Annotated in this window: 10 protein-coding genes and 1 pseudogene; 10 read left to right on the top strand and 1 reads right to left on the bottom strand. The window is 59.2% G+C overall.

The genetic code is table 11. The annotated features are described in order from the left end of the window. Window positions 1-95 precede the first annotated feature (95 nt). Both ACIP1X_RS26510 and ispD read left to right on the top strand, forming a co-directional pair. Window positions 96-173 (top strand): annotated as a pseudogene (locus tag ACIP1X_RS26510) (septum formation initiator family protein); the annotation flags it as partial. Then, window positions 170-877, top strand: coding sequence for a 2-C-methyl-D-erythritol 4-phosphate cytidylyltransferase (ispD, locus tag ACIP1X_RS26505; protein WP_053117650.1), 708 nt, complete (start codon window positions 170-172; stop codon window positions 875-877). The pseudogene ACIP1X_RS26510 and the gene ispD, both read left to right, overlap by 4 nt. A gap of 131 nt (window positions 878-1,008) precedes the next feature. On the opposite strand, the gene ACIP1X_RS26500 is transcribed toward ispD, so the two are convergent. Further along, a complete protein-coding gene (locus ACIP1X_RS26500) occupies window positions 1,009-1,905 on the bottom strand; it encodes a LysR substrate-binding domain-containing protein (RefSeq protein WP_212549600.1) in 897 nt (298 codons plus the stop codon). A gap of 116 nt (window positions 1,906-2,021) precedes the next feature. Between ACIP1X_RS26500 and ACIP1X_RS26495 the strand changes: the two genes are divergently transcribed. The 8 genes from ACIP1X_RS26495 to ACIP1X_RS26460 form a co-directional block, all read left to right on the top strand. Continuing rightward, on the top strand, window positions 2,022-3,134 hold the full coding sequence (locus ACIP1X_RS26495; protein WP_007908835.1) for an S-(hydroxymethyl)glutathione dehydrogenase/class III alcohol dehydrogenase: 1,113 nt from the start codon (window positions 2,022-2,024) through the stop codon (window positions 3,132-3,134). Between the two features lie 65 nt (window positions 3,135-3,199). Beyond that, on the top strand, window positions 3,200-4,045 hold the full coding sequence (gene fghA, locus ACIP1X_RS26490; RefSeq protein ID WP_400755755.1) for an S-formylglutathione hydrolase: 846 nt from the start codon (window positions 3,200-3,202) through the stop codon (window positions 4,043-4,045). A 44-nt stretch (window positions 4,046-4,089) separates the two neighbouring features. Then, window positions 4,090-4,563 (top strand): 2-C-methyl-D-erythritol 2,4-cyclodiphosphate synthase, encoded by a 474-nt coding sequence (ispF, locus tag ACIP1X_RS26485; RefSeq protein WP_034149878.1) that lies wholly within the window; start codon window positions 4,090-4,092, stop codon window positions 4,561-4,563. Beyond that, complete coding sequence (truD, locus tag ACIP1X_RS26480) at window positions 4,560-5,618, top strand: tRNA pseudouridine(13) synthase TruD (RefSeq protein ID WP_400755754.1); 1,059 nt, start codon at window positions 4,560-4,562, stop codon at window positions 5,616-5,618. The genes ispF and truD overlap by 4 nt, the downstream gene beginning before the upstream one ends. Further along, the gene (surE, locus tag ACIP1X_RS26475) at window positions 5,606-6,355 is read left to right on the top strand and encodes a 5'/3'-nucleotidase SurE (RefSeq protein WP_008081730.1); all 750 of its coding nucleotides are present in this window, start codon (window positions 5,606-5,608) and stop codon (window positions 6,353-6,355) included. The genes truD and surE overlap by 13 nt, the downstream gene beginning before the upstream one ends. A 41-nt stretch (window positions 6,356-6,396) precedes the next feature. After that, window positions 6,397-7,032, top strand: coding sequence for a protein-L-isoaspartate(D-aspartate) O-methyltransferase (locus ACIP1X_RS26470; protein ID WP_172680082.1), 636 nt, complete (start codon window positions 6,397-6,399; stop codon window positions 7,030-7,032). 212 nt (window positions 7,033-7,244) lie between these two features. After that, complete coding sequence (locus ACIP1X_RS26465; protein ID WP_053117660.1) at window positions 7,245-8,114, top strand: peptidoglycan DD-metalloendopeptidase family protein; 870 nt, start codon at window positions 7,245-7,247, stop codon at window positions 8,112-8,114. 190 nt (window positions 8,115-8,304) lie between these two features. Then, window positions 8,305-8,598: sigma-70 factor domain-containing protein (locus ACIP1X_RS26460; protein ID WP_400755756.1), on the top strand; the 294-nt coding region annotated here is incomplete at its 3' end.

Raw genomic sequence — 8,598 nt, 5'->3', positions numbered from 1 at the left:
ACATCGTCAACACCGAGCTGCCGCTGACGTCCGACACGGTCTATTCGGAAATCCAGAAAGACCTCGTCCGACCGATCCTGATTTCCTCGATGATGGAGACCGTTGAAGAACGTGCTCGCCATGAGTTGGGCATGGTCAAGGATGGTGAAACCCTCTACCAGTTGGCCCAATGATCAATTCCCTGCCGGCCTTCTGGGCCGTGATTCCTGCCGCGGGCGTCGGAGCCCGAATGGCCGCGGATCGTCCCAAGCAATACCTGCAGCTGGGCGGACGCACAATTCTCGAACACAGCCTCGGCTGTTTCCTCGATCACCCAAGCCTGCAAGGGCTGGTGGTCAGTCTTGCTGTCGATGATCCTTACTGGCCGAACCTGGCGTGCGCAAGCGACTCGCGAATTCAGCGGGTTGACGGCGGGGCCGAGCGATCGGCTTCGGTGCTCAATGCCTTGCTGCACTTGCATGCGCAGGGTGCCGATGATGACGATTGGGTGCTGGTGCACGATGCGGCGCGGCCGAATCTGAGTCGTGATGATCTCGACAAGTTACTTGCTGAACTGATGGATGACCCGGTCGGCGGTTTGCTCGCCGTGCCGGCACGCGACACGTTGAAGCGGGTCGACAAGCACGGTCGTGTGCTTGAAACCGTCGATCGCAGCGTGATCTGGCAGGCGTATACGCCGCAGATGTTTCGTCTTGGGGCGTTGCATCGGGCGTTGGCGGACAGCCTTGTTGCGGATGCCGTGATTACTGATGAAGCATCGGCGATGGAGTGGGCGGGGCTGAAGCCGCGACTGATCGAAGGGCGCGCGGATAACCTCAAGGTGACGCGGCCGGAAGATCTGGAGTGGTTGCGCCAGCGTTGGGCGAATCGCCGCTGAGTGTTGTGGCGTTTGTCAGATTGCCTTCGCGAGCAAGCCCGCTCCCACATTTGACCGTGTTCGACAGGTAACTGCGATCAAATGTGGGAGCGGGCTTGCTCGCGAAAGCGATAGCCCAAGCGACGCATAACTCAGCTCCGATATTCCGGCCGCTCAGCCAATCCCTCCTTCAAAAAATCCACCAACTTGCGCACCTTCGGCGACAGATGCCGTTGCTGTGGATACAACGCCCACACCGCCGTATTCGGCGGCTGATGCGCCTCCAGCAGCGAAATCAACGCGCCACTGTGCAAGTGCTCCAGCACGTAATAATCCGGCAACTGACACAACCCGACGCCCTGCAACGCCGCGTCCAGCACCGCTTGCCCACTGTTGCAGCGCCAGTTTCCCTGCACCCGCTGAGAAAATTCCCGCCCGTTCTGTTCCAGTTGCCAAATGTCCGAGCTGCCGATCAGGCAATTATGCCGACTCAATTCCGACAAACTGTGTGGGCGTCCATACCGTTCGAGGTAGGACGGTGACGCACACAGGTACATGCGCCGGGGTGCCAGCCGTGCGGCGACCAATCGCGAGTCCTGTAACCGACCCAACCGAATCGCCAGATCCAGCCCTTCATGCACCAGATCGAGTTGGCGATTGCTCAGCTCGATATCGATGCGCAACTGCGGATACAGCCCCATAAACCGCGTCACCAGCGGCACGATAAAGCGTTCGCCGTACGCTACCGCGCAGGTCATGCGCAGCATGCCTTTCGGTTCGCTGGTCAGGTCGCCGACCGCGCGCAATGCTTCTTCGCGACCATCCTGCAAACGTTGGCAATGCTGGAGGAACGTCTGCCCGGCCTCGGTCAACGTCACTCGGCGGGTACTGCGATAGAGCAGACGCGTCTGCAAGCGCTCTTCCAGTCGTACGATTTGTCGACTGACGTGGGAGGAAGAAACCCCAAGGCGTTCAGCCGCAGCGGTGAATTGGCTGCACTCGGCGACGGCGACGAACTCGTCGATGCCTTCCCAGCGGTTCTCGGACATTGGATTATCCCTGTACGGCAATAATATTTTGCATTTGTCCGGATTATTCATCAGCCAGCGCTGAACTACACTCGCTGTCTGGTTTTTTTATTCATTGGATTCACTGGAGAGTCAGCATGATCAAGTCGCGCGCCGCCGTTGCCTTCGAGGCCAAAAAGCCGCTGGAAATCGTAGAAGTCGATGTCGCCATGCCCAAGGCCGGTGAAGTATTGCTGCGCGTCGTCGCCTCCGGTGTTTGCCACACTGACGCCTACACCCTGTCCGGCGCTGACCCGGAAGGCATCTTCCCGTCGATCCTTGGCCACGAAGGTGGCGCCATCGTTGAAGCGATCGGCGAGGGCGTGACCTCGGTTGCCGTTGGCGATCACGTGATTCCGCTGTACACCCCGGAATGCGGTCAGTGCAAATTCTGTAAGTCGGGCAAGACCAACCTGTGTCAGGCGATTCGCGCGACTCAGGGCAAAGGTCTGATGCCGGACGGCACCTCGCGTTTTTCCTACAAGGGCGAAACGATTTTCCACTACATGGGTACTTCGACATTCTCGGAATACACCGTGCTGCCGGAAATCTCCGTAGCGAAGATTTCCAAAGACGCCCCACTGGAAAAGGTTTGCCTGCTCGGTTGCGGCGTCACCACCGGCATCGGCGCCGTGCTCAACACCGCCAAAGTCAAACCGGGTGACACCGTGGCCATCTTCGGTCTGGGCGGTATTGGTCTGTCTGCGGTGATCGGCGCTGTGAAAGCCAAGGCTGCGCGCATCATCGCCATCGACATCAACCCGGCCAAGTTCGAGATCGCCAAGCAACTCGGTGCCACCGACTGCGTGAACCCGAAAGACTTCGATCGCCCGATTCAGGAAGTGATCGTCGACATGACCGATGGCGGCGTCGACTTCTCCTTCGAATGCATTGGCAACGTGCAACTGATGCGCGCCGCGCTTGAGTGCTGCCACAAAGGTTGGGGCGAATCCGTCATCATCGGTGTCGCCGGTGCCGGCCAGGAAATCGCCACCCGTCCATTCCAGTTAGTCACCGGTCGCGTCTGGCGCGGTTCGGCATTCGGCGGTGTGCGCGGCCGTACCGAGTTGCCAAGCTATGTCGACATGGCGCAAAGCGGCGAAATCCCGCTGGATACTTTCATCACCCACACCATGGGCCTGGAGGACATCAACAAAGCGTTCGACCTGATGCACGAAGGCAAGAGCATCCGTACCGTCATTCATTTCTGATCAATCGCCGGGATATGGCGACACGTCGTGAAGGCGTGTTGCCGTGACCGCGTAGGAGTCTTTACATGAGTCTGGAAAACATCTCCTGTCAGAAAAGTTTTGGCGGCTGGCACAAGCGTTACCGCCATCGCTCCGATGTGCTCGGTTGCGACATGGTGTTCGCCGTGTACCTGCCGCCGCAAGCGGAGCAGGGCGGCAAATTGCCGGTGCTGTACTGGCTGTCCGGCCTGACCTGCACCGACGAGAACTTTATGCACAAGGCTGGCGCCCTGCGCATGGCCGCCGAACTTGGTTTAATCATCGTCGCGCCCGACACCAGTCCGCGTGGCCCTGATGTGCCGGGCGATCCGGATGGCGCCTGGGATTTCGGTCTCGGTGCCGGCTTCTATCTGAATGCGACGCAGGAACCTTGGTCGCGGCACTATCGGATGCATGACTATGTCGTGCAGGAATTGCCTTCACTGGTTGAAGCGCATTTCCCCGCGTCGGATAAACGCAGCATCAGCGGTCATTCCATGGGTGGCCACGGTGCGTTGGTTTGTGCATTGCGTAACCCCGGACGTTACCAATCGGTGTCAGCGTTTTCGCCGATCAACAACCCGATGGATTGCCCGTGGGGACAGAAGGCATTCTCGCGTTATCTGGGCGAGGAGCGTTCGAAATGGAAAGAGTGGGATGCCTGCGCACTGATCGCTGAAGCGGATGAACAATTGCCGCTGCTGGTTGATCAAGGTGATCGCGACGACTTCCTTGAAAAACAGCTGAAACCCGAAGCCCTGCAACAAGCGGCAAAACAAGCGGGCCATCCGCTGACATTGCGTCTGCAACCGGGCTACGACCACAGCTATTTCTTCATCGCGAGCTTCATTGACGACCACTTGCAACATCATGCACGCGCCCTCAAGGGCTAATGCAGGTAGAATCACGCCCTGACAAAAATCGGGGCGTTTTTTTTATGCGTATTGGCCACGGCTATGATGTGCATCGTTTCGCTGAAGGCGATTTCATTACTCTGGGCGGCGTGCGCATTGCACACAGCTTCGGGCTGCTCGCTCATTCCGACGGTGACGTCCTGCTGCACGCCTTGAGCGATGCCTTGCTCGGTGCTGCGGCGCTGGGTGATATCGGCAAACACTTCCCGGACACCGACCCGCAATTCAAGGGCGCCGACAGCCGAGCGTTGCTGCGGCATGTGGTCGCGCTGATCCACGCCAAAGGCTGGAAAGTCGGCAACGTCGACAACACCATCGTTGCCCAGGCGCCAAAAATGGCCCCGCATATCGAATCGATGCGCGCGCTGATCGCGGCGGATCTTCAAGTTGAGTTGGATCAAGTGAACGTGAAAGCTACCACCACCGAAAAGCTTGGCTTTGTCGGTCGCGAAGAAGGCATCGCTGTGCACTCCGTTGCCTTGTTGCTGCGCGCATGAATGAACTGCAACTGCTCGGCCCGCGTGCCTATGGCGAACCCCTCGGCACGGCGGTACTGAAAGCCATCGCTGAAGATTTTCAGGTCGATGAAGTCCTCGACATCCCGTTCAGCGGCGACGGTGAACACCTGTGGATCTGGGTCGAAAAACGTGGCCTCAACACTGAAGAAGCCGCGCGGCGTATCGCCAAGGCTGCCGGCGTGCCGTTGCGCACCGTCAGCTATGCCGGCCTCAAGGATCGGCAGGCGCTGACCCGTCAGTGGTTCAGCGTGCAATTGCCGGGCAAGGCTGATCCGGATCTGTCGGCGGCGGAAAACGACACGCTGAAGATCCTCAAGACCACGCGCCACAAGCGCAAGCTGCAACGCGGCGCACACTCGGCCAACGGTTTCACCTTGCGCCTGACGCAGTTCGCTGGCGATAAAGACGCGATTGAACAGCGTCTGCAACTGATCGCCCAGCAAGGCATTCCCAATTATTTCGGCGCCCAGCGTTTCGGCCATGACGGCGGTAACGTCGTTGATGCGCGTGGATGGGCGGCGCGCAAAGCCTTGCCGGAGCAGCGCAATGTGCGTTCGCGCCTGCTGTCGACGGCACGCAGTTTTCTCTTCAATAAGGTGCTGGCGGCGCGTGTGGCCGATGGCACCTGGCAGCAAGCGCAAGTCGGTGATCTGCTCGCGTTCACCGACAGTCGCAGCTTTTTCCCCGCCGGTGAAGCTGAGTGCAGCGACCCGCGTCTGGCGATTCTCGATCTGCATCCGACCGGCCCGCAGTGGGGCGAAGGTGACTCGCCGACCGCAGGCGTTGTCCATGAACTGGAGCAGGGGATTGCCGCGCGCGAAGCGGAGCTGCGCGATTGGTTGATTCACGCCGGCATGAGCCACGAGCGTCGCATCCTGCGGCTGCCCATTGGCGGGTTGACGTGGCATTATCCCCAGCCTGACATTCTGCAACTGGAATTCGTCCTCCCGGCCGGATGCTTTGCCACCGTATTGGTGCGCGAGCTCGTTGATCTGGTGCCGGTGGGGCAGACGGACAGCCCATGCGTATTCTGATTTCTAACGACGATGGGGTAACCGCACCCGGTCTCGCCGCGCTTTATGCTGCGCTGGCGGATTACACCGAATGCGTGGTTATCGCCCCGGAGCAGGACAAAAGCGGTGCCAGCAGTTCGCTGACGCTCGACCGTCCGTTGCACCCGCAATACCTGGCCAACGGCTTTATCAGCCTCAACGGCACCCCGACCGACTGCGTGCACCTGGGCCTCAATGGCTTGCTGGAGCGCCAGCCGGACATGGTGGTGTCGGGGATCAATCTCGGCGCCAATCTGGGCGACGATGTGCTGTATTCCGGAACTGTGGCAGCGGCCCTTGAAGGGCGCTTCCTCGAACGTCCGTCGTTCGCTTTTTCGCTGGTCTCGCGTCAGGTGGATAATCTGCCGACAGCGGCGTACTTCGCGCGCAAACTGGTCGAGGCCCACGCCGGGCTCGATCTGCCGCCGCGCACGGTGCTCAACGTGAACATTCCGAATCTGCCGATCGATCACATTCGCGGCATTCAGCTGACCCGTCTCGGCCATCGCGCCCGGGCGGCGGCGCCGATGAAAGTAGTCGATCCGCGTGGCAAGGCCGGTTACTGGATTGCTGCCGCCGGCGACGCCGAAGACGGCGGCCCGGGCACCGATTTCCATGCGGTGATGCAGGGCTACGTTTCCATCACCCCGTTGCAGCTTGATCGCACTTTCAACGATGCCTTCAGAAGTCTCGACGGCTGGCTGGAGGGACTGCGCTGATGGCTCGCGAACACGACGACAGACTGCGCAGCGGCATCGGCATGACCTCCCAGCGCACGCGGGAACGCCTGATCCAGCGTCTGTATGAAGAAGGCGTGTCGAACGCCAAGGTACTCGAAGTGATTCGCCGTACGCCGCGTCATCTGTTCGTCGATGAGGCGCTGGCGCATCGCGCATACGAAGACACGGCACTGCCGATTGGCCACAACCAGACCATTTCCCAGCCTTATATGGTGGCGCGCATGAGCGAGCTGCTGCTCGAGGCCGGGCCGCTGGACAAAGTGATGGAGATCGGCACCGGTTCCGGTTACCAGACGGCGGTGTTGTCGCAACTGGTTGAGCGAGTTTTTTCGGTTGAGCGGATCAAGGTTTTGCAGGATCGGGCCAAGGAACGTCTGGTCGAGCTGAACCTGCGCAATGTGGTGTTTCGTTGGGGCGATGGCTGGGAAGGCTGGCCGGCTCTGGCGCCGTACAACGGCATCATCGTAACCGCCGTGGCTACCGATGTGCCGCAAGCCTTGCTGGATCAATTGGCCCCGGGCGGGCGCATGGTGATTCCGGTCGGCTCCGGCGAAGTTCAGCAATTGCTGTTGATCGTGCGTGAAGAAAACGGTTTTTCCCGTCACGTTCTGGGGGCGGTGCGCTTCGTTCCATTGCTCAACGGGCCGTTGGCCTGAGCATTTGTTCGCTGCTGTTGAATTCCTTTCAACGGCTCCGGTCTTACACCGGCGATAGCGGATTAAACGTAGCGTATTGCCAGCTGGCAAACGTGTGCGTGAAGCGATTTCGCTTCATTAAGGGTAAAGCCGAATCTGCCCGTTATACTTGCGACAGTTCGTGCCGAAATCCGGCATTCCAAATTTTTCAGCCACCACAAAGGGAGCGGCGGGTGAGTCTCACAGTCATTGCGCAGCGTATGGGTAACACGAGCTTTCAGCGCCTGGTGACTGGCCTTGTCTTGAGCACCTTGCTGGTCGGTTGCTCGAGCACCAAATCGAGCAACGTGAGTGTCGTCGATCGCAACAAGGCGGTCGCCCAGCGTCCGACAGTGACGACCGGGCAGTACGTAGTCCGTCCGGGCGATACGATGTTTTCGATCGCTTTTCGCTACGGCTGGGACTACAAAGCCCTCGCCGCCCGGAACAATATTCCTACGCCGTATACGATCCATCCGGGTCAGACAATTCGCTTTGACGGGCGCACCGGTTCAACGTCGAGCGCGGTGGTAAGCAACTCGAGTTCTTCGCCTTCTTCGTCGAGCAAAACCACGGTAATCCGGCGCCAGGCGAATGGCACGACGACCACCACAACCACCGGTTCTACTGGCGCTGCACCGTCCGTCGCGAATAAGCAAACGCCCGCTCCGATGCCTCCTGCAGGCCCGGCCCCGACCGGCTGGGGATGGCCATCTAATGGCATTCTCATTGGAAAATTCTCTTCAAACGGTAGTTTGAATAAAGGAATTGATATCGCCGGAGATTTGGGACAGCCTGTTTTAGCTGCGTCTGATGGGACGGTGGTTTACGCCGGGAGTGGCTTAAGGGGCTACGGCGAATTAGTCATCATCAAACACAGCGAAACCTACGTCAGTGCTTACGGTCACAACCGCAGGCTGTTGGTTCGGGAGGGTCAGCAGGTCAAGGTCGGACAGACAATTGCCGAAATGGGGTCAACGGGTACAGACCGGGTGAAACTGCATTTTGAGATTCGCCGCCAAGGTAAACCTGTAGATCCACTGCAGTTCCTGCCACGACGTTGATTTGTCATCCAGCCTGTTCCGTCGCGTAGAGGGGACAGGCTCCAGCGTTGCCAAGGATAAAGGCGTCGCTTGAGCTTGGGGTCGAACTCACCAAAGGACTATAACAATGGCTCTCAGTAAAGAAGTGCCGGAGTTTGACATCGACGATGAGGTTCTCCTTATGGAGGCCGGCATCGATTCGGATTCTTCGATGTCGAATGATGAAGGGGCTGCACCGCCTTCCGTTCGTTCCAAATCCAGACAATCTGCGACACTCAAACAGCATAAGTACATCGACTACACGCGGGCACTCGATGCCACGCAGTTGTATCTCAACGAAATCGGCTTTTCCCCATTGCTCTCTCCGGAAGAAGAAGTTCATTTTGCGCGCTTGTCGCAAAGTGGTGACCCTGCCGGACGTAAGCGCATGATCGAAAGTAACCTGCGGCTGGTGGTCAAAATCGCCCGGCGTTACGTCAATCGGGGGCTGTCGCTGCTGGATCTG

It is taken from the genome of Pseudomonas sp. NPDC088885, from assembly GCF_044750025.1.
Lineage (GTDB): Bacteria > Pseudomonadota > Gammaproteobacteria > Pseudomonadales > Pseudomonadaceae > Aquipseudomonas > Aquipseudomonas rustica.
Note: the sequence above shows the minus strand (reverse complement) of the source record. Positions and strands in the feature narration are given on the sequence as shown.

Bases quoted from the DNA above. Each gene is read 5' to 3' on its own strand.
- ACIP1X_RS26495 (WP_007908835.1), top strand. From the start codon at position 2,022: ATGATCAAGTCGCGCGCCGCCGTTGCCTTCGAGGCCAAAAAGCCGCTG.
- ACIP1X_RS26470 (WP_172680082.1), top strand. From the start codon at position 6,397: ATGACCTCCCAGCGCACGCGGGAACGCCTGATCCAGCGTCTGTATGAA.
- surE (WP_008081730.1), top strand. From the start codon at position 5,606: ATGCGTATTCTGATTTCTAACGACGATGGGGTAACCGCACCCGGTCTC.
- ispD (WP_053117650.1), top strand. From the start codon at position 170: ATGATCAATTCCCTGCCGGCCTTCTGGGCCGTGATTCCTGCCGCGGGC.
- fghA (WP_400755755.1), top strand. From the start codon at position 3,200: ATGAGTCTGGAAAACATCTCCTGTCAGAAAAGTTTTGGCGGCTGGCAC.
- ispF (WP_034149878.1), top strand. From the start codon at position 4,090: ATGCGTATTGGCCACGGCTATGATGTGCATCGTTTCGCTGAAGGCGAT.
- truD (WP_400755754.1), top strand. From the start codon at position 4,560: ATGAATGAACTGCAACTGCTCGGCCCGCGTGCCTATGGCGAACCCCTC.
- ACIP1X_RS26500 (WP_212549600.1), bottom strand. From the start codon at position 1,905: ATGTCCGAGAACCGCTGGGAAGGCATCGACGAGTTCGTCGCCGTCGCC.